The sequence below is a fragment of the Stenotrophomonas sp. STEN022 genome, from assembly GCF_056760155.1.
Genome location: NZ_JBRREG010000054.1, coordinates 1 through 21,800, shown reverse-complemented (window position 1 = coordinate 21,800; position 21,800 = coordinate 1). Strand labels below are relative to the sequence as shown.

At 62.6% G+C, this 21,800-nt stretch carries 20 protein-coding genes; 9 read left to right on the top strand and 11 right to left on the bottom strand.

Going from position 1 to position 21,800, the window contains the following annotated elements; translation table 11 throughout:
* Window positions 1-278 precede the first annotated feature (278 nt).
* Complete coding sequence (locus ACVOMF_RS12475) at window positions 279-2,249, top strand: acetyl/propionyl/methylcrotonyl-CoA carboxylase subunit alpha (protein WP_481509580.1); 1,971 nt, start codon at window positions 279-281, stop codon at window positions 2,247-2,249.
* Between the two features lie 33 nt (window positions 2,250-2,282).
* On the opposite strand, the gene ACVOMF_RS12470 is transcribed toward ACVOMF_RS12475, so the two are convergent.
* Together ACVOMF_RS12470 and ACVOMF_RS12465 are read right to left on the bottom strand one after the other, a co-directional pair.
* Window positions 2,283-3,452, bottom strand: coding sequence for a putative peptide maturation dehydrogenase (locus ACVOMF_RS12470; RefSeq protein ID WP_481509579.1), 1,170 nt, complete (start codon window positions 3,450-3,452; stop codon window positions 2,283-2,285).
* A gap of 209 nt (window positions 3,453-3,661) precedes the next feature.
* Window positions 3,662-3,907 carry an NHLP-related RiPP peptide gene (locus tag ACVOMF_RS12465; RefSeq protein ID WP_481509578.1) on the bottom strand — a complete coding sequence of 82 codons (246 nt, stop codon included), beginning with the start codon at window positions 3,905-3,907 and terminating at the stop codon, window positions 3,662-3,664.
* Window positions 3,908-4,148: 241 nt separating this feature from the next.
* Here ACVOMF_RS12465 and ACVOMF_RS12460 point away from each other — a divergent pair, with 241 nt between their 5' ends.
* Window positions 4,149-4,442: an NHLP-related RiPP peptide gene (locus tag ACVOMF_RS12460; protein ID WP_481509577.1), complete on the top strand. Its 294-nt coding sequence runs from the start codon at window positions 4,149-4,151 to the stop codon at window positions 4,440-4,442.
* Here the strand turns inward: ACVOMF_RS12460 and ACVOMF_RS12455 are convergent.
* From ACVOMF_RS12455 to aceB, 4 genes are all read right to left on the bottom strand, one after another.
* Window positions 4,428-6,941 (bottom strand): putative peptide modification system cyclase, encoded by a 2,514-nt coding sequence (locus ACVOMF_RS12455; protein WP_481509576.1) that lies wholly within the window; start codon window positions 6,939-6,941, stop codon window positions 4,428-4,430. The genes ACVOMF_RS12460 and ACVOMF_RS12455 overlap by 15 nt on opposite strands.
* A gap of 13 nt (window positions 6,942-6,954) precedes the next feature.
* The gene (locus ACVOMF_RS12450) at window positions 6,955-7,992 is read right to left on the bottom strand and encodes a GGDEF domain-containing protein (RefSeq protein ID WP_481509575.1); all 1,038 of its coding nucleotides are present in this window, start codon (window positions 7,990-7,992) and stop codon (window positions 6,955-6,957) included.
* 170 nt (window positions 7,993-8,162) lie between these two features.
* On the bottom strand, window positions 8,163-9,494 hold the full coding sequence (aceA, locus tag ACVOMF_RS12445) for an isocitrate lyase (protein WP_481509574.1): 1,332 nt from the start codon (window positions 9,492-9,494) through the stop codon (window positions 8,163-8,165).
* Between the two features lie 42 nt (window positions 9,495-9,536).
* Window positions 9,537-11,180: a malate synthase A gene (gene aceB, locus ACVOMF_RS12440; protein ID WP_481509573.1), complete on the bottom strand. Its 1,644-nt coding sequence runs from the start codon at window positions 11,178-11,180 to the stop codon at window positions 9,537-9,539.
* Between the two features lie 108 nt (window positions 11,181-11,288).
* On the opposite strand from aceB, the gene ACVOMF_RS12435 reads away from it, so the two are divergent.
* Window positions 11,289-12,257, top strand: a complete 969-nt coding sequence (locus tag ACVOMF_RS12435; protein WP_481509572.1) for a LysR family transcriptional regulator — start codon at window positions 11,289-11,291, stop codon at window positions 12,255-12,257.
* 327 nt (window positions 12,258-12,584) lie between these two features.
* Here ACVOMF_RS12435 and dld read toward each other — a convergent pair whose 3' ends face one another.
* The 5 genes from dld to lepB all read right to left on the bottom strand — a co-directional run bounded on the left by dld (window position 12,585) and on the right by lepB (window position 18,887).
* Window positions 12,585-14,282, bottom strand: a complete 1,698-nt coding sequence (dld, locus tag ACVOMF_RS12430; protein ID WP_481509571.1) for a D-lactate dehydrogenase — start codon at window positions 14,280-14,282, stop codon at window positions 12,585-12,587.
* Window positions 14,279-15,418, bottom strand: coding sequence for an FMN-dependent L-lactate dehydrogenase LldD (lldD, locus tag ACVOMF_RS12425; RefSeq protein WP_481509570.1), 1,140 nt, complete (start codon window positions 15,416-15,418; stop codon window positions 14,279-14,281). The genes dld and lldD overlap by 4 nt, the downstream gene beginning before the upstream one ends.
* A gap of 3 nt (window positions 15,419-15,421) precedes the next feature.
* Window positions 15,422-16,186 carry a transcriptional regulator LldR gene (gene lldR, locus ACVOMF_RS12420; protein WP_481509587.1) on the bottom strand — a complete coding sequence of 255 codons (765 nt, stop codon included), beginning with the start codon at window positions 16,184-16,186 and terminating at the stop codon, window positions 15,422-15,424.
* 54 nt (window positions 16,187-16,240) lie between these two features.
* Window positions 16,241-17,899, bottom strand: a complete 1,659-nt coding sequence (gene lldP, locus ACVOMF_RS12415) for an L-lactate permease (RefSeq protein WP_481509569.1) — start codon at window positions 17,897-17,899, stop codon at window positions 16,241-16,243.
* 367 nt (window positions 17,900-18,266) lie between these two features.
* Window positions 18,267-18,887: a signal peptidase I gene (gene lepB / locus ACVOMF_RS12410; RefSeq protein WP_481509568.1), complete on the bottom strand. Its 621-nt coding sequence runs from the start codon at window positions 18,885-18,887 to the stop codon at window positions 18,267-18,269.
* Window positions 18,888-19,082: 195 nt separating this feature from the next.
* Here lepB and ACVOMF_RS12405 point away from each other — a divergent pair, with 195 nt between their 5' ends.
* From ACVOMF_RS12405 to ACVOMF_RS12380, 6 genes are all read left to right on the top strand, one after another.
* Window positions 19,083-19,496 carry a hypothetical protein gene (locus ACVOMF_RS12405; RefSeq protein WP_481509567.1) on the top strand — a complete coding sequence of 138 codons (414 nt, stop codon included), beginning with the start codon at window positions 19,083-19,085 and terminating at the stop codon, window positions 19,494-19,496.
* 3 nt (window positions 19,497-19,499) lie between these two features.
* Entirely contained in the window at window positions 19,500-19,949 is a 450-nt protein-coding gene (locus tag ACVOMF_RS12400; protein WP_481509566.1) for a 3-dehydroquinate dehydratase, read from the top strand.
* 1 nt (window position 19,950) lies between these two features.
* The gene (locus ACVOMF_RS12395) at window positions 19,951-20,157 is read left to right on the top strand and encodes a hypothetical protein (protein ID WP_481509565.1); all 207 of its coding nucleotides are present in this window, start codon (window positions 19,951-19,953) and stop codon (window positions 20,155-20,157) included.
* Between the two features lie 175 nt (window positions 20,158-20,332).
* Window positions 20,333-20,677 (top strand): hypothetical protein, encoded by a 345-nt coding sequence (locus tag ACVOMF_RS12390; RefSeq protein WP_481509564.1) that lies wholly within the window; start codon window positions 20,333-20,335, stop codon window positions 20,675-20,677.
* 75 nt (window positions 20,678-20,752) lie between these two features.
* Entirely contained in the window at window positions 20,753-21,184 is a 432-nt protein-coding gene (locus tag ACVOMF_RS12385; protein ID WP_481509563.1) for a hypothetical protein, read from the top strand.
* Window positions 21,181-21,618, top strand: a complete 438-nt coding sequence (locus ACVOMF_RS12380; protein WP_481509562.1) for a hypothetical protein — start codon at window positions 21,181-21,183, stop codon at window positions 21,616-21,618. Before ACVOMF_RS12385 ends, ACVOMF_RS12380 begins: the two co-directional genes overlap by 4 nt.
* The last annotated feature ends 182 nt before the right edge of the window (window positions 21,619-21,800 follow it).

Genomic DNA, 21,800 nt, shown 5'->3' with positions numbered 1-21,800 from the left:
CGCCTGTTCAACAGCCGAATGGCTGGTCAAGCACACCCTGCCTCCGCGCCCAGCACGCTGCGCGTGCCGGGTCCACTCCACCGGTGGGATTTTTCGACACGACATCCCTGTCGTGGCGAAAAACGACGTGCATCCATGCACGCCGCCCTTCGGGTGTTTCCCACCGCCTCCGTCGCTGCGGAAGGGGCCCGGTGGAGCAAGAGCAAGTTCAAGAACAACAGCAACGGCGAAAGCCTTTGGCTCCTCCCCTGCCCGCGCGGCACATCGTGGATAAGACAATGTTCAACAAAATCCTGATCGCCAATCGTGGTGAAATCGCCTGTCGCGTTATTGCTACCTGCCGTCGTCTTGGCATCGCTACCGTCGCGGTGTATTCGGATGCCGATCGCAATGCGCGACATGTTCGCCTGGCGGACGAGGCAGTCCATATTGGTGCCGCGCCGGCGGCCGAGAGCTATCTGCGCGCCGAGGTCATTCTCGATGCTGCGCGGCGCAGCGGTGCGCAGGCCATCCACCCGGGTTACGGCTTTCTCTCCGAGAACGCTGGCTTCGCGCGTGCCTGTGATGCTGCGGGTATCGTCTTCATCGGGCCGCCGGCCAGCGCCATCGATGCGATGGGCGACAAGAGTTCGGCCAAGGCGCTGATGCAGACTGCCAACGTGCCGCTGACGCCTGGCTATCACGGTGAGCGGCAGGAGCCGGCGTTTCTGCGAGCGCAAGCCGATGCGATTGGTTACCCGGTGCTGATCAAGGCCAGCGCCGGTGGTGGCGGCAAGGGCATGCGCAAGGTCGAGGCCAGTGCTGGCTTCGAGGCTGCCTTGGCCAGCTGCCAGCGTGAGGCGCAGGCGTCGTTCGGCAATGCACATGTGCTGGTGGAGAAATACGTCGAGCGTCCGCGCCACATCGAGATCCAGGTGTTCGGCGACAGCCATGGCAACGTGGTCTATCTGTTCGAGCGTGACTGCTCGGTGCAACGCCGCCACCAGAAGGTGCTGGAAGAAGCACCCGCGCCCGGCATGACCGCCGAACGCCGCACCGCGATGGGCAAGGCGGCTACCGATGCAGCACGCGCGGTAGGTTACGTCGGCGCCGGTACGGTGGAGTTCATCGCCGGGCCGGATGGCGATTTCTATTTCATGGAGATGAACACCCGCCTGCAGGTCGAGCACCCGGTCACCGAGCTGATCACCGGCACCGACCTGGTCGAATGGCAGCTGCGCGTGGCCGCAGGTCAGCCGCTGCCGAAGGCGCAGGAGCAACTGCAGATCCACGGCCATGCCATCGAGGCACGGCTATACGCTGAAGATGCCGACCGTGGCTTCCTGCCTTCCACCGGCACGCTGCGCCATCTGCGCCTGCCGCAGCCCAGCGCCAATGTGCGCGTGGACGCCGGTGTCGAGCAGGGCGATGCAATCACCCCGTACTACGATCCGATGATCGCCAAGCTGATCGTATGGGACGTGGACCGTGCCAGCGCCTTGCAGCGCATGCAGCAGGCCCTGGCCCAATGCCAGGTCGTCGGTGTGACCACCAATGCCGCCTTCCTGCGCCGACTGGTCCTGACCGACTCGTTCCGCAACGCCAATCTGGATACCGCGCTGATCGAACGCGAGCGCGAGGCACTGGATATCCATCACGTTGCTGCCAGTGACAATGACTGGGCGCTGGCGGCCGTGCTCGCTGTAGCCAACGATACGCCGCACGACAACGACGCATCCCCGTGGGCAATCGCCGACAGCTGGCGCCTTACCGGCCCCGCGGCACGCTTGGTGATGCTGGAACACCTGGAGCAGCGCAAGCAGCTGCAGGTGCGCGACAGCGCCAACGGCTGGCACGTGCAGGTCAGCGACGCATCCATCAGCGTGACCGGGAAAACCGACAGCACTGGCTACGCCGTGCAGCTGGGTGAACACCTGCAGCGCGGCCAGGCAATCCGCGAAGGCAATACGCTGTACGTGTTCGGCAGCGAACAGCAGCAGCGCTTCAACATCCACGACCCGGTCGCCGAAGCCGAAAACAGCAACGACCACGGCGGCAGCCTGCTGGCACCGATGCCCGGCCGCGTCGTCACCCTCCTGGTGCAGCCTGGCACCACTGTCAGCCGCGGTACGCCGCTACTGGTGATGGAAGCGATGAAGATGGAGCACACCCTGCAGGCGCCGGCCGACGGCACCGTACATGGCTTCCGCACCAAGGCCGGTGATCAGGTAGCTGATGGCGCGGTGCTGGTGGATTTCGAGGCGGGCTGATAAGCCGCCACCACTCCGCCAAGGTACTCACTATCAACCAGCGGATACCCGCTGCCAGATCCGGCACGCTGGATCCAACTCCACATTTTTCATCTCGTCAGAACGCCAGCCAAAACCACAGACAGCCAGTACGCCAAAGTCCATTGGGTCAAATCCCAACACCTTTTCCATCTCGACCTCGTTGACGGCTGCGGTTACAAACGCGCCAAGCCCCCGCGCAGTCGCTGCGGTATAGATCGCCTGCGAGACATGGCCTGCATCCAGCACAACCACCCGATAGGCCTTCATGTGCTTGCGGTACTTCCAGAAATTCCGCTGAAATCGGCAAACGAGTGTCACCATGACCGGGGCGTCTGCAAACCAATGCTGGCCAGCCACGAGTCGTTGCGAAAATCCATCAAGGTCATCTGGCTGCCCCGGCACAAGCGCCAACTCATGCGCCACCGCATGATAGTGATAGATCCCTGGTGCCAGCCCTTCGACATCGCGGGCGATGATGTAAGCCTCCAAGGGATGTAAGCCCCCACCTGAAGGAACATTTTTTTTCAGGAACCGAGCGTCATGCCCGCTTTCAACCACCGCCTGGGCCATCAGAACGCCCTGCAGCATTTCAGCGAGCGAACTCAAAGAGAGCGCGCGCGAACGGTCGAAGTTCCTACAGGTAACCCGCTGCACGGGCAACATACACGTAGCATCATCGCTCAGGCGCGGTAGTGCGACAGCACCGGGTTGTCTGAGCGGCGCCTCCGGCGGCGGTGCGCCAAGCTTACGCACAAGATCCTGCGCGGTAAGCATCTGATTGCTTTCCATCTCACCGACGCTATCTATTCCATCCCATCTGGAGTGCCGATAATGAATGGCTGATAGCGGCCACCAGTAGTTGTTGCGGATGTGACGGTCGGACTCGACTGCGCGACCGTCAGGCTCTTCATCCAACATCAACAACCCGAGTTCAACCAAGTGCGCTACCAGTGCACCGCGCCCTGGATCTTCCGGCATTGGCGCCCATTCCTCGGCACTGCTCTCAAGCAGCAGCATGCACGCTGGCGGTTCCATGGTGAATATCGTATCCAGATGCGCAGCATAGACGCGAATACGACGCTCGTACTCGATACCATCACCTCCGGATATCAGCGACTCCAGTGAGAACACTGTCTGCTCTTCGGGAAGAACAGCAACTGCATGACAACGACGATACTTCATTAAATACCTTCTTCCGCCTCTTGCGTCTTGCACAACTTCAGTCATCCGAGCACCACCGCGCGCCAGCCCCAAGCTTGATGGCGAACCCGATATTCCTGCAAGCTATTGCGACAAAGCAAATCACATCGGGCTACCCCATGGTGCCACCGGCCCAGGTCAGGCAACAGCTGCAAGGTTCCGTTCAAGCGCTGCATCAACGAAACAGAACGTTATCGAAATGCACTACCTGAGGTCAGAGAATCAACAATTCGATCTCTCGTACAAGAAGGCACTTCAACAGAGACAGGTTCTCTCGGCATTGAACATCGGCTTGCGGCGGCTGCCGCCTCTGGGCTAGTCAGCAACATGGCTTCCGATGGAGAACGCTGGAAAGTCTCGCGAAATTCCTTCTCGGAGGTCAACAGGTCCACCAGCTTCGTCGCATCAATCAAACCAAGCGGTGACTTCTCAATCATGACCGGATGTATGCTTGTTTTTCAGTCTCTTTTCCCTGCATGGAATGTCAATTCGTTCAACTCACATGGATCAACCGCTCATAGCGCGTGACATCCGCTCGAACACGGACACCAAGCAGACCTGATTCCGCTGCCAGGTGCCTGTCTAAAGTTAGCGTCCAGTCTGCCGCTACCAATCCATTGTAAATGTAAGCCCGCTGTCGTCCTTCTTTGTTATCTCACCATCAACCAAGGTCGCTCCATGACTTCCAATGAAAAGAGTCCGCTCTCACACCTCGACGCGATCAAGCTCCTGGACTTGTTGATCAACGACGAAGGTTTTCGTTTGCAGTTCGAACAGGATCCTGCAACCGCGCTACTTGAAGTCAGTGCTGAGGCTGCCGAGGCCGGAAAACTTTGCAAAGTACCTGGCCGCCTGGCATCGGCGGAAAAGCTTGCCTCGACAAAACTCCTTATTGCATCGGAGCTAACCGAGCGCGGACTGTTCTACCAACCCTACATGTTTGCGGCAGAGCCGAAATCACCGCAGATCTAATTTCACCGGCGCTGGTCGCAGGCATCCTGCGGCCAACGGCGTTCCAAGACTGTCCCTGACGTTCAGGGCCTGCAGTGGCGCCGATCCGATCCACTCGGCATAAGCGCGCCCGCGATGCTTTTGCATCCAGGATGCTTCACGCTGCTGCCCCTCCTTGTCCCCTGCATCGGCATATGCCTGGGCCAGCAAACTGTGCACCTGGAACAACTCTTCGCCGTTGACCAAGGGCTGAAGCCGCGCGACAGCCCCTGCCGCGTCACCAGACATCCTCAGCTGATTGATTTCGACCAGGTCAATCATTCGAAGCGCTGATGAATCGTTGGACTCTCGAGCAGCCCGCTTCAGCAGTGGCAGCCTCTCCGTGACATTGATACCGCTGCCCATTCGCTGGGCCGCATAGATGGCTGCGCCAGCAAGAAAGCGCCGTCCGGCAGCATCTCCGGCATCAAAATCACCACGTCCGTGCGCGACGCGATCAAGTATCCGTCCAACTTCCCGGTTTGAGGCACAGCTGCCTGCTGCAGCCTTGGTCACCAAATCGGCAACATGCATGAAATCACACATGAATGACGATCCAGGACAAGCCGCCGCTGCCGCTTCCGAAACGGACAACGCATCTGCATTCCTTCCTTGGTCCAACGCCAATGCAGCCGCATCCAACTTGAGTCCAGGATCCCCGGGTGGAAGCAACCGCAGCATCTCGTGCGCGCCATTTTTGTCTCCGCTGGCCGCCATCGCGGCCACCAGATAGCGACTCATGCCAGCAGCTGGAAGCGCATCCGGGTCACGTAGCAGCAGCAAGGCCGGATCGATCTGGTCCTGCGCCAAACGGATTCGGCCCAACAACCGCAGAACGCCACCCCGCTGTCCACTTTGAGGAACATCAGCCCTGGAGGCGAACTTCGCAGCTTCGGTATAGCGCCCCAACAACAGTGCCGCAGCCGCTGCGTTGACATTGGCACCCTGATGATCCGGATACAGCTCAGCCAGCACTGCCCATGCCTGGAATGCCTCACTACCACTTCCCGAAAGCAGGTCAGCGCTCCATGCATCCATATAGAGCGCCTCACGCGTAGTCAAACGACTACGAAACTCCGCCGCCGCCTCAAGCTCCTGGCGCGCATCTTCGTATCTACCGAGGTTGACCAGCGCACGCATCTTGCCAAGACGCGCCATGGCAAAGCCACCATCGACGCGCGTTGCCACATCAAAATACTGAATTGATTTCTCTGCCTCGCCGCTTGCATAGGCTGCTTGCGCGGCTGCATAGGCATGCAGTGCGTCAAGATTGGCCGTAGCCACCTTTGGCAGCGGAGCCGAGGACTTTTCCACGTCGGCAAGTGCCTCACCCAGCCGACCGCGCAGCTGCCCGATGACATCATCCATCGATTGCAACACCGTGGAGGTTCCGATACCACTGGAATGCACCGTATAGACGACCCTGCCGGACTCGGGTTCAACCACATCCACCGACACCTGCAGCTTTCCGCTCGACTCGCGCACCACCGGTATCAGCACTGCACGCGCGCCCTCACGCACCGCAATGCCGGATGCCGTCGCTCGATCAATAGCACTGCCCTCGGGCAGCAGCATCCGGGTCAAGGTATCGCGCGCCTTGAGCTCGCTCAGGATGTTCACATAGCGCGACTGCTCCAAGCCGATACGGAACGCACGATTCAAGCCGTCACCCAGGAGCTGGTTATCGGTCAGATTGTTGACGTCCCCTATCACCACCCAATCCCGCTCGGCGAAAGCGATGGCTGGCTCCGGACGCACCAATACCCAAGCCACGGTGCCCACGGCGACCACCAGCAATAACTCGGCGACCAACGCCGCCGGTCGCCGCCATAGCGGCAGGCGCCGCCACGCTTTGTTGGAGCGCGCCGGCATGCGCAATGGAGCACTGCCCGTTGCGCCCACTTCAAAAACTTCCTGTGGCGTTGGCAGCCCCTTGAAGTACCAGCGACCGTGTGACTTCCATTGCAGATTCGCACCGCGTTCGCCCAGCTCACGCTGGTTTGGCCGCAACAGCGCTTCGGCCACTGACGACAACAGAATCTGATTCGGTCGTGCCAACGCCATCAAGCGGGCCGCGGTGGGCTTGGCCACGCCTTCCACATCCACTGGCTTGGCGCCAGCAGCAACCGCATCATCATCGTTGCGCCAGAACAGCACGTCGCCTACATGGATGCCGATCCGTGCCTGTAGCGGCAGCTTGCGCTCCTTGCCGATCTCGGCCAACGCATCCAGGTAGTCCAACGCAAAACCCAAGCCTTGGGCAGGCACGTCGAACAGCAGAAACATGCCATCGGAACGGTCGATGAGCCGACCTTTCCAACGCTGCAACAGCTGCAGTGCACGCACGTCCAAGGTGCGGAACAGCTCAGCGGCTGCCGCGTCGCCAATGCGCGCCGTCAGCGCCACCGAATCACAAAGGTCGGTAAGCACCAGCGTCTTGAGCTGGCGATCGGACGAGAGCGCGTCGGTCTCGCTGGTCATGCGTTATGCCGCGCTAGTCGTGGTCACCGGACTGCTCCAGGAACCACTGCGCGCGATTGCCGCCTTCGCGCTTTGCAAGGTACAGCGCTTGATCAGCGCGCGAATAGGCGTCGTTCCAATGGTGCTCCTCATCGATCAACACCATTCCTACACTCAACGAGCAAGCACCGACCGCCGCGCCGGGATAGGCGATCAAGTGGCGCACGGCTTCCAGCACGAATTCGGCGGTACGCGGCAAGCTCTGCGCATCGGCTTCCATGAACAGCACGCAGAACTCATCGCCACCCAGACGGCAGGCGATATCGTCCTTGCCGGTCACCGATGCAAGAATGCGGCCGAAGCACTGCAGGGCGTGATCACCAGCAAGGTGACCGAAAGAGTCGTTCAGCCCCTTGAAGTCATCGCAGTCCAGCAGCAGCAGCCCCTTCGGGCGATGGCCGGAGCGATGTGACTTCTGCAGGTAGGCAGTGAGCGCACGGCGGTTGCTGAGCCCGGTCAGGTCATCGCTGTAGACCAACTCGCGGGTGTGGTGCAGCTCGTGGTTGGCGCTGTACAGATTGCCCAATGCGGTTTCCAGCTCGTGGTTACGACGGCTGAGCTGGGCAATCAGGCGTTGTTCGCTGGAGACCACCCGCGACAGGGTGCGGCGCAGGAAGAACACCACCATCGCCGGGTCCTGGTCGATCAGGCGATGGAAGTTGGCATGGGTGATTTCCAACAACACGCTGTCGCAGTTGGCGCGTGCATCGCAGGAGCGCGGGTGACGCTCGATCAACAGCCCGAGTTCGCCAAAGAAGTCGTTGCTGCCCATGGGTTTTGGCGCCAGACCGGCACCAAAGTCCAGGCTGATTGTGCCGCTGACAATGATGAACATCGAGCTGCCCAGATCGCCACGGCGGAACAGCACCTGGTCGGCCTGCAGCGCACGACGAACGCCGTACTGGGCAAACAGTGCAAATTCCACCGGTGACAATTGCGCACGCAACACCGCGCTTCCCGCCGACGTAGCGACGGAAAGTTCAGACTCCAGTGCCAAACCCCCTGTTCCCATGCCGCTCATTCCATGCCTCATGGACTGCTCGCCCATGTGAGACGAGTAATCTCGCGAGCCTATCACCAAAATTATCGGTTTTGTGATCCCCCACACCGTTTGATGCTGGATCAAGCCAAAAAAAAGAAGGGGCTCGTAAGAGCCCCTTTGAAACGACCTGGCCAGCGCCCTCAGGCAGCGACTTCAGTCTGGAACTGCTCTTCCTCGGTGGAACCGGTCAGCGCGGTCACGCTGGAGGCGCCGCCCTGGATCACCGTGGTCACATCGTCGAAGTAACCAGCACCCACCTCCTGCTGGTGCGAGACGAAGGTATAACCCTTGTCGCGGGCGGCGAACTCCGGTTCCTGCACCTGCTCCACATAGTGGCGCATGCCTTCGCCACGGGCGTAATCGTGGGCGAATTTGAAGGTGTTGAACCAGTTGATGTGGATGCCGGCCAGGGTGATGAACTGGTACTTGTAGCCCAGCGCGGCCAGCTCGTCCTGGAACCTGGCGATGGTCTTGTCGTCCAGGTTCTTCTTCCAGTTGAACGAGGGCGAGCAGTTGTAGGACAGCAGCTTGCCGGGGCTGGCGGCATGCACCGCCTGGGCGAACTCGCGGGCGAAGCCCAGGTCCGGGGTGCCGGTCTCGCACCACACCAGGTCGGCGTGCGGGGCGTAGGCCACACCGCGGCTGATCGCCTGTTCCAGGCCGTTTTTCACCCGGTAGAAGCCCTCGGCGGTGCGCTGGCCGGTGACGAACGGCGCGTCATTGGGGTCGAAGTCGCTGGTCAGCAGGTTGGCGGCTTCGGCATCGGTGCGGGCCAGCACGATGGTCGGCACACCCAGCACGTCCGCCGCCAGGCGCGCGGCCGACAACTTCTGGATCGCCTCCTGGGTCGGCACCAACACCTTGCCGCCCATGTGGCCGCACTTCTTCACCGCCGCCAGCTGGTCCTCGAAATGCACCGCGGCGGCGCCGGCGACGATCATGTTCTTCATCAACTCGTAGGCGTTCAACACGCCACCGAATCCGGCCTCGCCATCGGCGACGATGGGCAGGAAGAAGTCGATCGCATCCTCGGCCTTGACCTTGCCGTCGATGATGTTCTTCCACTGGATTTCGTCGGCGCGCTGGAAGGTGTTGTTGATGCGGCGGACCATGGTCGGCACCGAATCGTAGGCGTACAGCGACTGGTCCGGGTACATGGTTTCGGAGGTATTGCCGTCGGCGGCCACCTGCCAGCCGGACAGGTACACCGCTTCCAAGCCGGCCTTGGCCTGCTGCATGGCCTGGCCGGCGCTGATCGCACCAAAGGCGTTGACGTAGCCCTTCTTCGAGCCGCCATTGACCAGTTCCCACAGGCGCTGGGCGCCGCGCTTGGCCAGGGTGTACTCCGGCTGCACGCTGCCACGCAGGCGCACCACGTCGGCAGCGCTGTAGGTGCGCTTCAAACCTTTCCAACGCGGGTTGGTATCCCAGTCCTGCTGCAGGGCGGCGATCTGTTGCTGGTAGCTGCTCATCGTGTCGTCCTCAAAAAAGTGGTGCGTACGTAAGGGGAAGGGTCAATCGATCTGCCGGTAGGCAGGCAAGGTCAGGAAGTCGGTCAGCTCGTCGGCGCGGCTGAGCTGGTCGAGCAGGCCGATGGCCTGGGTGATACGGCTGCCTCCGGGCAGTGCGGAGGTGTCGCCAAGGCGCGCCGGCAAGGCGCGCAGGGCGCTGGCCAGCAGCGCGAAATCAATCGCGGTGCCGTCGTCCAGATGCTGGTTGCCGGCATGCAGCCACTGCCAGATCTGGCTACGACTGATCTCGGCGGTGGCGGCGTCTTCCATCAGGTTGTGGATGGGCACGCAGCCGTTACCATCCAGCCAGGCGGCCAGGTAACGCACGCAGACTTCGACGTTGTTCTCGAAGCCCGCACGGGTAACGGTGCCGCTGCACGGTGCGATCAGTTCATCGCGGTTGGCCTGCACGTCGCGGCGCAGCACGTGGTGCTGGTTGGGACCGGACATGTGCTCGTCGAAGATGGCGCGCGCCACCGGGATCAGCGCCGGGTGCGCCACCCAGGTGCCATCGTGGCCGGCGGTGACTTCGCGCAGCTTATCGGCGCGCACCCGTGCCATCGCCTGCTCGTTGGCGGCGGCATCGTTGTTGATCGGAATCTGTGCGGCCATGCCGCCCATCGCATGCGCGCCACGGCGATGACAGGTCTTGATCAGCAATTCCGAGTAGGCCTTCAGGAACGGCTGGGTCATCGTCACCTGACCACGCTCGGGCAGCACCTTGTCGGCGTGGCGGCGGAAGGTTTTCAGATAGGAAAAGATGTAGTCCCAGCGGCCGCAGTTCAGGCCGACGATGCGGTCGCGCAGCGCGTACAGGATCTCGTCCATCTCGAACACCGCCGGCAGCGTCTCGATCAGCACGGTGACCTTGATCTGCCCATGCGGCAGGCCAAGCATGCCTTCGATGTGCGACAGCGCGGTCTCCCACAGCGCCGCCTCTTCCATTGACTGCAGCTTGGGCAGGTAGAAATAGGGGCCGCGGTCCTTGTCCATCAGGGTCTGCGCGTTGTGGAAGGCGAACAGGGCCGCATCGAACAGGCCGCCGGCAATCGGCTGGCCGTCGATCAACACGTGCTTCTCGTCCAGGTGCCAGCCGCGCGGGCGCACGATCAGCACCGCCTGCTCGTCGAACGGGCGCAGCGTGTAGTGCTTGCCCGGACCCTTGGCGGTGGCCGGCGCGGTGAAGTCCAGATCGCCGCGCACCGCCGCCTTCATCGTCTGCTGGCCGGCCAGCACATTGCGCCAGGTCGGCGAGGTCGAATCCTCGAAGTCGGCCATGAACACCTTGGCACCGGAGTTCAGCGCATTGATGACCATCTTCGGGTCGGTCGGACCGGTGATCTCGACACGGCGGTCCTGCAGCGCGGCCGGGATCGGCGCCACGCTCCAGTCCTCCTCGCGGATGGCACGGGTGTCGGCGCGGAAATCCGGCAGGCCACCCTGGTCGAAGAAGGCCTGGCGCTCGCGGCGGGCCACCAGCCGCGCCTGCCGGCCCGGCTCGACCGCACGGTGCAGCGATACGAGCAGGCCCAGCACGCCGGCCGGCAGCAGCGCGGACTGGCCGGCCAGCTGGGTGGTCAGGGTGATGCCCGGGGTCGGGCGGGGGGCGGACTGCTGGGCAACGACTGCGTGGGCGACGGCGGACATCGGAGGTTCCTGCGTATGTCGGGGACTCCAACGTGCCGCCGCAGGGAGGTATTTAACAAAACAGTTTTTGCAATGTTATCTATAAGTTGTGCTAATACTGACTTCAAGATGCCCACCAAGCCACCCGTAACCCCGCGTTTTTCCTACAAGTCTGATCGGCTCAAGCCGCTGCGGGCATTCCTGCAGACGGTGCGCCTGGGCTCGGTTTCGCGTGCTTCGGAAGCGCTTTTTGTCAGCCAACCGGCGGTGAGCCTGCAGCTGCAGGCGCTGGAACGGGAGTTGGGAGTCGTGCTGTTCGAGCGCAGCGGGCGCCGGCTGGTGCCTACCCGCGAAGGCCAGCTGCTGTACGACATGGCGCAGCCGCTGGTGGAAAGCCTGGACGGCCTGCTGCCGCGTTTCCGCGAGAAGGTCAGCGGATTGGATGCGGGCGAGCTGAATATCGCCGCAAATTCTTCGACCATCCTGTATCTCCTGCCAAAGATCGTCGAAAACTTTCGTCAGCAGCACCCGGATGTGCGCCTGACCCTGCACAACGCGATCAGTGCCGACGGCACCGACCTGCTGCGCAGCGACGCCGCCGACCTGGCCATCGGCTCGATGATGGATGTGCCGGCCGACCTCAGCTACGCCCCGGTCTACCGTTTCGAGCAGGTGCTGATCACCCCGCCCGACCACCCGCTGGCGAAGAAAAAGAACCTGACGCTGGAAGACCTGTCGCCGTGGCCGCTGATCCTGCCGCCGCGCCGGCAGATCACCTGGCGACTGGTCGACCTGGTGTTCCAGCAGCACCGCGTGCCCTACACGGTGGCGCTGGAAGTGGGCGGCTGGGAGGTGATCAAGCAGTACGTGGCAATGGGCATGGGCATCAGCATCGTCACTGCCCTGTGCCTGAACGACAGCGACCGCGACAAGCTGGCGACGCGGGCGATGAGCGATTACTTCCCCTCGCGCAGCTACGGCGTGGTGGTGCGGCGAGGCAAGGTGTTGTCGCCACAGGCCAGGGCGTTTGTGGAGTTGATCCAGCCGGATCTGTTTGCACCGCGGCAGTACGACGATACGGGGCATTCGGAGCGGTAGGGTTTGTGCTTGTCTGCTTTGGGCTTTGGGCTTTGGGCTTTGGGCTTTGGCTTTGGCTTTGGCTTCGCTTTTCCGCCGTCATTCCCGCGCAGGCGGGGCTTTCAACCAACGTATGTTGGGTCATCGCTCTTGCCTTTGCTCTTGCCTTTGCTCTTGCCTTTGCTCTTGCCTTTGCTCCGGCCTTTGCTCCTACCCGGCACACCACGTAAAGAGCGATTCCCGCCTGCGCGGGAATGACAAGCCAGCTAGAAGCTTGCCCTCACCCCAACCCCTCTCCCGCAAGCGGGAGAGGGGCTTGAGCAAAAGCTTGACCAGGCGCTTCGCGCCTCAGCAATCACAGCCCTTCCAACCCGGCTGCTTGCTGGTCTGACCGATGCCCGGATTGAAGGTATTACTCGGGTCCAGCTGCTGGTAGAACTGCGCCAGCGCCGGCTTGGCCGGATACAGGTGGCCGACGTTGTGTTCGGCCGGGTACTCGGCGCCGCGCTCGTCCAGCAGTTTCCACATGGCATGTTCGATCGCCATCGGGTCTTCACCCTTGCGCGCGATGTAGTCCTGGTGGAACACATGGCACAGGAAGTGGCCGTAATAGAGCTTGTGCAACAAGCGCGCATCCAGTTCAGCCGGCAGCTGTTCGAACCAGTCGCGGTCGTCGCGGCGCAGGGCGATATCCAAAGCTACGATGTCCTCAACCTGCGCACGATGCACTTCGCGATAGCGCACCGCCGCGCCGGCCACTGCGAACCGGTGCAGGAAGGCCTTGCGGCCTTCGTCCGGTGTGCAGTGGAAATAGCCGCCCTCGTGCCCGGCGAAGAAACCACGCAACCAGCTCTCCGTCGCCTCCGCATCCTGTACGGAAACCTTGACCAGCAAGTGGTGCTCATAGCGCTGGCGGAACTCGCCCATGCGCTTGGGCAGATGCGAAGGCAGCAACCCGGTCAGCAACTGCATCGCGTGATCAGTCACGCCACGCAGGCCCAGTCGCTCGAACCAGCCATCAACCCGGCTCTTCAAGGCGAATGCGGCCGGTACCCGTGCCGTGCCCAGCTTGTCGATCAGCAGGAAAGTGTCCTTGCCGTAACGCTCACCGATGTCATAGGCGACGCGATGGATGTACTCGCCGGAAATCGGCAGGCGCTCGAAGCCGGTCAACAGCTGGCGGCGGATCGCGGTAAGGCTTTCGGTGCTGTTGCTGCCGATATAGAACACCTCGGCCGCTTCCTTGGCGAAGGTGTCCAGGCGCACCGCGAATACGGCCAGCTTGCCAGCCGAACCCGCGGCTTCGTAATGACGGCTGGGGTCGGCGTTGAAACGCGCAGGCGTTGCCGCGTCCACCTGCCGTACCTGCTCGGCATAGCGCGGATCGGAGCCGGCGCGCTCACCATCAACGCGCACATCGGCGGGCCGGTAGTCGCCGGCCTGCAAGCGCTGCAGGATTTCTTCCGGCGTGTCGCCCAGGGCAATGCCAAGATGGTTCACCAGTTGCAGGTGGCCTTCGCCATCCACCTGCGCGTACAACGCCATCTCGGTGTAGGCCGGACCACGCCGCACCAGCGAGCCACCGGAGTTGTTGCAGACACCGCCCAGCACCGAGGCACCGATGCACGAGGAACCGATCACCGAATGCGGCTCGCGCCCGAGCGGTGCCAAGGTCTGTTCGAGTCGGTCCAAGGTAGCGCCGGGCAGGCACAGCACCTGCCGCCCTTCATCGAGCAACTGCACGCCGGTCAGCCGCAGCGTGCTGATCAGCACGATCGGCCGACCATAGTCATTGCCATCCGGCGTCGAGCCACCGGTCAAACCGGTATTGGCCGCCTGCAGGATGATCGCCGCCCCGCCCTGCACCGCTGCCTGCAGGGCGCGCCACATCTCCAGCAAGCTTCCAGGACGCACCACCGCCAGCACGGCGCCATCGCCGAAACGGTAGCCCTTGCGGAAGCGCCGCGTGGCCTTGTCACCGGTCAGTACATGGGCATCACCAACGGCTGTGCGCAGCTGCGCCAGCAGTGCTTCGTTCGCACTCATGCCAGGTTGACCAGCGAATCGCGGCCGATATCGGCAATGCGACGTGCACCGGTCAGCGTCATTGCCACGCGCATTTCCTTGGCAATCAGGTCCAGCAGATTGGCCACGCCAGCCTCGCCCTGTGCGGCAAGCGCGTAGACGAAGGCACGGCCGAGCAGCACGCTGTCCGCGCCGAGTGCAAGCATGCGCACCACGTCCAGGCCGGTGCGGATGCCGGAGTCGGCGAGAATCTTAAGGTCGCCCTGTACCGCGTCTGCAATCACTGGCAGCGCACGCGCCGTGGACAACACACCATCCAGCTGGCGACCGCCGTGATTGGAAACCACGATGCCGTCTGCGCCAAAGCGCACCGCATCGCGCGCGTCATCCGGATCGAGTATGCCCTTGATCACCATCGGGCCTTTCCAGAACTCGCGGATCCATTCCAGGTCCTTCCACGAAATCGACGGGTCGAAGTTGTTGCCCAGCCAACCGATGTAATCCTCCAGCCCGGTCGGGCTGCCACGATAGGCGGAGATGTTGCCCAGGTCATGCGGACGGCCAAACAGGCCAACGTCCCAAGCCCAGCGCGGATGCGTCATGGCCTGGCCGATGCGGCGCATGCCGGCATTCGGACCGCTCATGCCCGAGTGCGCATCGCGGTAGCGCGCGCCCGGCACCGGCATGTCGACGGTGAACACCAGCGTGGTGACGCCGGCGGCCTGCGCGCGCTCCAATGCGTTGCGCATGAAGCCGCGGTCGCGCAGCACGTACAGCTGGAACCACATCGGTCGTTTGATCGCTGGCGCCACTTCCTCGATCGGACACACCGACACCGTCGACAGCGTGAACGGAATGCCGCGACTGTCCGCCGCACGCGCCGCCTGCACTTCACCGCGGCGCGCATACATGCCGGTCAGGCCGACCGGTGCCAGCGCAACCGGCATTGCCAGTTTTTCGCCGAACAACTCGGTTTCCAGGCTGAGCTCGGACATGTCGCGCAGGATGCGCTGGCGCAGCGCGATGTCGGACAGGTCGGAAACATTACGTTTGAGCGTGTGTTCGGCATACGCGCCGCCATCGATGTAGTGGAACAGGAACGGCGGCAGACGACGCTGCGCGGCCGCACGGTAATCGGTGGAGGCGGAGATGATCATGGGTCAACCGTGGGGAGAAGGAAGCCGCGAAGCACGGGCACGCCGTGCCTCGTCTTCATCGAGCGTGCGCAGTGTCGTGTGCACGAACTCAAGATGGGCATGCGCTGCGGCACGCGCACGCTCGGGGTCGCCGGCCAGTACCGCATCCATCATTTCGCGGTGCTGGTCGGACAAGGGGGAAAACGTCGTCGATGCGGTGTAGAGCTTTTCGCGGCTCTGCGAGATATTGGTCTGCAGCAGCTCGAACAGGCCGCGCATCACCTGCAACAGCACCAGATTGTGCGAGGCCTCTGCGATGGACAGATGGAAGGCGGCATCGGCACGCGCTTCGCCGGCCGGATCGTCCTTGCCATGTGCGTCCATCATGGTCTGGAAGGCCTGCGCGATACGCGCACGGTCGTCGTCGGTAGCCCGCAATGCTGCATGCCAGGCGGTTGCACCTTCCAGCGCGTGGCGGATTTCCAACACGTCGAAGCGGTATTCCGGGTCGCCCTGGAACAGCGGCAGATACGGCACCAGCGGCTCATCCAGTGCCTGCCGCGCACGTGCGGCCGGCTCGGCCACATAGGTGCCGCCACCAACCCGCGCCACCAGCAGGCCCTGGCTGCCCAGCTGGGCAATCGCCTCGCGCAGCGCCGTGCGCGAGACCCCGAGCTGCACCGCCAGTGCGCGCTCGGAAGGCAGCCGGTCACCCGGCTGCAGCTGTTGTTCGTCCACCAGCACGCGCAGCTGCGCGGCCACCTTGTCGGAAATACGTTGCGTACTCATGCCGACATTGTGGCCCGAAGCTGCACTGCGTTGGCGGATGCGCGCGGCCATGGCTCAGGGAATCATCCAGGTCAGCCAATAGGCCTGCGCGGTGGTGATCAGGCCGACCATCACGGTGAAGATCAGGCTGTGCTTGACGGTGAAGCGGAACAGGTCCGATTCCTTGCCGACCAGGCCCACCGCCGCACAGGCAATGGCGATGGACTGCGGCGAGATCATCTTGCCGGTGACGCCGCCGGTGGTATTGGCCGCAACCAGCAACACCTCGGACACACCGATCTGCTGCGCGGTGGTCGCCTGCAAGGCGGAGAACAAGGCATTGGACGAGGTGTCCGAACCGGTCAGGAACACGCCCAGCCAGCCGAGGAAGGGCGAGAAGAAAGTGAATGCCTTGCCGGTATGCGCAAGTGCCAAGGCCAATGTTGCCGACAAGCCGGAGTAATTGGCGATGAAGGCGAAGGCCAGCACCATGCCGATCGAATAGATCGGCATCTTCAGTTCATTGACGGTCTCACCAAAGGTGCGCACCGCCGCACGTACCGGCATGCGCAGGTAGATGATCGCAATCACCGCCGCCAGCATGATCGCGGTGCCGGTGGCCGAGATGGCATCAAACTTGTACACGGCCTCGTAGGCGGTGGGCGCGTTCACGATCGGCGGCATCTTCTGCACCAGCTGGTCCAGGCCCGGTACCGGCACCTTCAGCACCCAGCTCTCCATCGGGCCACCGGCAGCGAACAAGGCCTTGAACGGCTTGATGCTCCACAGCGTGACCATCGCGGTGAGGATCAGGAACGGCGACCACGCCTTGGTGATCTGGCCGGCGCTGTAACGTGGTGCGGCCGATGCCTGCGCGGCAGCGTCAGCACTGGCTTCGGTTTCAAAGCGGAAGATGTGCTTGGGCTGCCAGCGGCGCAGGAACAGTGTCAGGCACACCAACGATGCCAGCGAGGCAGTGATGTCCGGCAGCTCCGGGCCAATGAAGTTGGAGGTCAGGTATTGCGCGATGGCGAAGGAACCACCGGCAATCAGCACCGCCGGCCAGGTTTCCTTGATGCCGCGCCAGCCATCCATGATGGCCATGATCCAGAACAGCACGATGATGGTCAGGAACGGCAACTGGCGGCCGGCCATCTGCCCGATCTCGAACGCATCCAGACCGGTGACCTGGCCGGCGACGATGATCGGAATGCCCATCGCACCGAAGGCCACCGGCGCGGTGTTGACGATCAGGCACAGGCCGGCGGCATACAGCGGCTTGAAGCCCAGCCCGACCAGCAGCGCGGCGGTGATCGCCACCGGTGCGCCAAAACCTGCGGCACCTTCGAGGAAGGCGCCGAAGGCGAAGCCGACCATCAGCATCTGCAGGCGCTGGTCTTCGGTCACCGACAGGATCGACGCGCGGATGATCGCGAACTGGCCGGTCTTGACCGACACCTTGTACAGGAACACCGCGCCGATGATGATCCAGGCAATCGGCCACAGCCCGTACAGGAAGCCGAAACCGGCTGCGCCCAATGCCTGCGAAACCGGCATGCGATAGAACAGCAATGCAACCGCCAACGCGATGGCGACGGTGATGGTGCCGGCCAGCCAGCCCTTCATGCGCAGCACGGCCAAGGCAACGAAGAAGAAAGTGATCGGCAACAGCGCGATCAGGCTGGACAGCCAGAGGTTGCCAGCGGGGTCGTACAGTTGTTCCCAGGGCTGCATGCAGGTTCTCGTCAGAGGCGAAAGGCGGCCCACCCGCAGGTGGCGTGGCGGTGGTCGCGAATATTGGTATTACCAATATTCAATCTGTCTGACCAACGAACCGCGATTGAATCGCCGTTTTCGCGGAGATCCTATTAGACCATAGGGTTAGTGAAGATAATTGGTCGTACCAATTCTCGGATTTTATAGGAGCGGCGTAAGCCGCGAAGCCGATATCAGTACAGCCCCCATCCACTTGCCACTGCATCCATGCAGCTTGCCGGCACCGTCAGCTTCACGGCTTACGCCGCCCCTACAAAAAAAGCCAAAAACGAAGGCAAAAAAACGGCACGTCTCCGTGCCGGTTTTTCTTCTTAGCCATCGCCGCTTACAACCGCCGCCACTCCGGTCCTTCCCCGCGTCGCCAATACACCGCCACCGCCTTGCCATAGACCGTATCGGCATCCACCAAACCGAAGAAGCGACCATCAAAACTGTTGCCGCGATGGTCACCCACCACCAGCAGCTTGCCGGCCGGAATGGTGATGCCGTTGATATCCGGGCCGCCGCCATCTTCCAGATCCAGCTGTACCTGCTTATCACCGAACAACTCAAGCGCAACGGCCTGGCGCAGCGGCTGCTCGTTGATGGACAGATAGCCGTCGTGCAGCTGCACACGGTCTCCAGCCACGGCGACCACCCGCTTGATCAGGCGCGTGCCATCAGCCGGCGAATCAAATATCGCCACATCACCACGCTGTGGCTGCTGCCCGGCCAGCAGCTGCACATCGGTGAAGGGCAGGCGCAGGCCATACGCACGCATATCCACCACCACCCGGTCTCCTGGCTGCAGGGTTGGCTGCATCGAGCCGCTGGGCACCTGATAGTGATTGGCCAGGCTGTCGCGTGCAGCAAACAGCAGCAGCAACATCACCGCCAAGGGCAGGGCTTCGCGACGCATCCACTGCAAGACGGGATGGGGCGATGCAACGGACGCGGTCTCATTCATGGCGGATCATCAGTTCCGGGGTCAATCCGAACTGACCGCCAAGGCCGGGCGAAGTTCCCCAAGCCCCCCCGAACACGAGGCGGGCGCTTTGCTACGCAGACTTTACGCCGCCGCGCCCACCTACCATGGCGATTTGATGCCGCAGCGGCGCATCGTGGCACCACCGCGCCGCATGGCGCTTGAACGTGGTGCTACATGAGCGTTTTACTGATCCGGCATATCCGTAACCCAGCAGTGCCGGATGCGTCCCTTCTGCCTGCACAACTCGCCGGACAACCGCTGCAATGCCTGTACTGCGGCTCGTTGCCGGCGCTGGCCCAGTGTCTGCACAACGCGCGCCAGCAGGCACCGGACTGGGTGCTGATTGAAAATAGCGCCACTGACGATGCGCAATGGGCGCTGCACGGCCGCAGCGTGTGCAACGCACTGGACGCCCTGCCGACGCCGTATATCGAAATCGCCAGCAATGATGCCGATACGCTGGAGACCCATCTGCATCCGCACCACGCCGCAACCGCGGTGGTGGTCTGCAGTACTGGCACCGACGAGGCGCGGCATCTGTCGCTGGCCATTGCCACGCGCCTGCTCAGCAACGGACAAGGTGGTTGAGCCATGGCGATCTTCATCGTGCGTGGGCCCGATGCCTGTGATGCACTCCTGCAGGCTGCTGTGCCGCTGCCAAGCCCGGTCATGAATGCTTTGGTGCATCGCGCACTCGATGTCGGCATCAGCGTGGCGCAACGCAACTGCCGCTCCGAGCAGGAGCTGTTGGACTCGCTATGCGCTGCCGACCACAACCCGGACGACGTGATCCTGCTCGCACCGGCAGCCTGCGTGCAAAGCGCTCGCCTGCAACGGTTGCTTCCGCGCCTGCGCAATGCCTACGTGGAAGTTCACGAGGACGCCAGCGACGCACCACAGTCCTGCCTGCCGGAGCATCTTGGCCGCCGTCTTGGCATCGCCCAGGGCTACTGTGCGCAAAGCTATGTGCTGGCCTTGGAACTGGCGCTGGAGCACCTGTGCTGCAGCGATGTCGGTGATCGCGTGCATGTAGGCACCTGAGATGGATGCGCATCGTTACATCGTCGGCTATGAGATCTATCTAGATGGCCGCCCGTTCTGGTGGGGGCATCTGGCACTGCGGCTGGATGAAGGCGATCCGATGCTGTTGCAGCCGCAGGCGCTGCTGGACCATGTGTGCGCGATAGCGGCAAAGCGACATGATGTGGCTGCGGCGCAGGTGCGGTTGAAGATGATCAGTCGTTTGTAGCGAACAACGGTCCTTTCTACCGGCTTCGCGGCTTGCGCCGCTCCTGCAATTGCTTGGAAAGCCCTTTGCCGAGCATGGCTCGGCACTACCTGCTGACGTCTGGCCCGCTTCCGCAGTTCGGCCTCGCCAAATACACTCGGCCTGCCATCATTGAACTGCAGGTCTTCGACTCCACATGTCTCTACTCAACGGTTTCACGCTGGGCCGGGAATTCGATATCGAAACGGATTTGGTGCAGGCATGTTCGGAAGCGCCCAACCACATCCTGGAACAGCTGGTTTTCAGCTCGGAACTGGACTTCGAACCCTGCCGTGAGCGACTGGAGAGGGTGCTCTCGCTTCGTTACGGGCCATCTGCAGCGCCCATCTTGAGCGTAAACGGAGAAGTTTCCGTGGCCTGCTATACCTTCGCCAAGGACGCAACACGGGTCACCGCGCAGATCTCCTGCGAAGGGCCGAACTACCGCTGCCATGGCTTCGTCCATGCCACCACCCGCTGGCTGCCGGATTCCAGTTCGTGATTCGCTATCATCGGCTCGCGGGCGTGTACACGCCAACCTGGAACACGCATTCGATTCCCAAGGACGATCCCTGACATGAATAGTCATTCCATGCTGCTGTGCTTGCTGCTTGCCGTTACACCGGCTGCGGCGGCGGATACCCAGGATGAAGCAGCCACATTGGCCATCGTCACTGCCGGTAATTGGCAGTCAGGGCAACAGCAAGGGATTTATCGGGTGCGCCTGGAGAATGTTGGCTTCGAGCACGTTTCCTGCCGCGTCTGGATTGAATGGCTGAGCGCACCGGCACCCGGGAAACCCTTCGCGACAGTTGCAAGGCTGCCACTGGCCGAAGCATCGGACAGCTTCTGGTCGTGCCCCAACCGAAGCGGCACCGTCGTACTGAGCGATGCGTCGCTGCAGCTCAACCTTGTCCATGCCTATTCGTTGGAGCCGCGTGTGTTCAATGTGGTTCTGGGTGCGCCGGGCCACTACCAGTTGCAGACCGAAGGAAATACAGCACCGTGACGAACGGAATCTCCCGCACTTTCCTCCTGACGGCGAGCACCTCACGCTCCATCGGCCGCAGCCTGTTGTTGCTGGGAGTGCTGCTACTGGGCGCATGTGCAACCCGCCCCGGCCCGTTGGGCGAATTGTCCAACATCGTGATTACCGACAGCGGTGTCGACAGCGAGCGCGATGCGCTTCTGTGTGATGGATTCAAACCTGACCCGCAGCAGCTGCGTGCGTTCTTCCGCCATGCCGTGGTGATCACTCCGCGGCAGGAGCATGATTTCTTCCTGCATGGTCCCTGTTATGTGCGCGGCACGCTCACCACTGCTTACGAGACCTGGCACTGGGAGCTGCGTAACGGTGGCACTGCGCGGGTTACTTCCGCTGCGGGCGATGATTCTTTTCTGCTCGCTGACCCACGCGAGGAATCATCGCTCGGCGATGAGTGAGGCCTGCGCAGTTCTGTAGCGGCCCGGCCCGCGGGGGGGGGGGGGGGGGGGGGGGGGGGGGGGGGGGGGGGGCTTTTGCGGCTTTTGGGGCGCTGCGTGCTTGGGGGCTTACGCGGCTCCTAAAATGCTTATGGTTGGGTTGTAAAGCGGCTGCGGAGCATGGCGGGGCACTACATTGGTGA

Coding starts and splice junctions, on each gene's coding strand:
- ACVOMF_RS12475 (WP_481509580.1), top strand. CDS start 279: ATGTTCAACAAAATCCTGATCGCCAATCGTGGTGAAATCGCCTGTCGC.
- ACVOMF_RS12470 (WP_481509579.1), bottom strand. CDS start 3,452: ATGAAGTATCGTCGTTGTCATGCAGTTGCTGTTCTTCCCGAAGAGCAG.
- ACVOMF_RS12465 (WP_481509578.1), bottom strand. CDS start 3,907: ATGATTGAGAAGTCACCGCTTGGTTTGATTGATGCGACGAAGCTGGTG.
- ACVOMF_RS12460 (WP_481509577.1), top strand. CDS start 4,149: ATGACTTCCAATGAAAAGAGTCCGCTCTCACACCTCGACGCGATCAAG.
- ACVOMF_RS12455 (WP_481509576.1), bottom strand. CDS start 6,941: ATGACCAGCGAGACCGACGCGCTCTCGTCCGATCGCCAGCTCAAGACG.
- ACVOMF_RS12450 (WP_481509575.1), bottom strand. CDS start 7,992: ATGGGAACAGGGGGTTTGGCACTGGAGTCTGAACTTTCCGTCGCTACG.
- aceA (WP_481509574.1), bottom strand. CDS start 9,494: ATGAGCAGCTACCAGCAACAGATCGCCGCCCTGCAGCAGGACTGGGAT.
- aceB (WP_481509573.1), bottom strand. CDS start 11,180: ATGTCCGCCGTCGCCCACGCAGTCGTTGCCCAGCAGTCCGCCCCCCGC.
- ACVOMF_RS12435 (WP_481509572.1), top strand. CDS start 11,289: ATGCCCACCAAGCCACCCGTAACCCCGCGTTTTTCCTACAAGTCTGAT.
- dld (WP_481509571.1), bottom strand. CDS start 14,282: ATGAGTGCGAACGAAGCACTGCTGGCGCAGCTGCGCACAGCCGTTGGT.
- lldD (WP_481509570.1), bottom strand. CDS start 15,418: ATGATCATCTCCGCCTCCACCGATTACCGTGCGGCCGCGCAGCGTCGT.
- lldR (WP_481509587.1), bottom strand. CDS start 16,186: ATGAGTACGCAACGTATTTCCGACAAGGTGGCCGCGCAGCTGCGCGTG.
- lldP (WP_481509569.1), bottom strand. CDS start 17,899: ATGCAGCCCTGGGAACAACTGTACGACCCCGCTGGCAACCTCTGGCTG.
- lepB (WP_481509568.1), bottom strand. CDS start 18,887: ATGAATGAGACCGCGTCCGTTGCATCGCCCCATCCCGTCTTGCAGTGG.
- ACVOMF_RS12405 (WP_481509567.1), top strand. CDS start 19,083: ATGAGCGTTTTACTGATCCGGCATATCCGTAACCCAGCAGTGCCGGAT.
- ACVOMF_RS12400 (WP_481509566.1), top strand. CDS start 19,500: ATGGCGATCTTCATCGTGCGTGGGCCCGATGCCTGTGATGCACTCCTG.
- ACVOMF_RS12395 (WP_481509565.1), top strand. CDS start 19,951: ATGGATGCGCATCGTTACATCGTCGGCTATGAGATCTATCTAGATGGC.
- ACVOMF_RS12390 (WP_481509564.1), top strand. CDS start 20,333: ATGTCTCTACTCAACGGTTTCACGCTGGGCCGGGAATTCGATATCGAA.
- ACVOMF_RS12385 (WP_481509563.1), top strand. CDS start 20,753: ATGAATAGTCATTCCATGCTGCTGTGCTTGCTGCTTGCCGTTACACCG.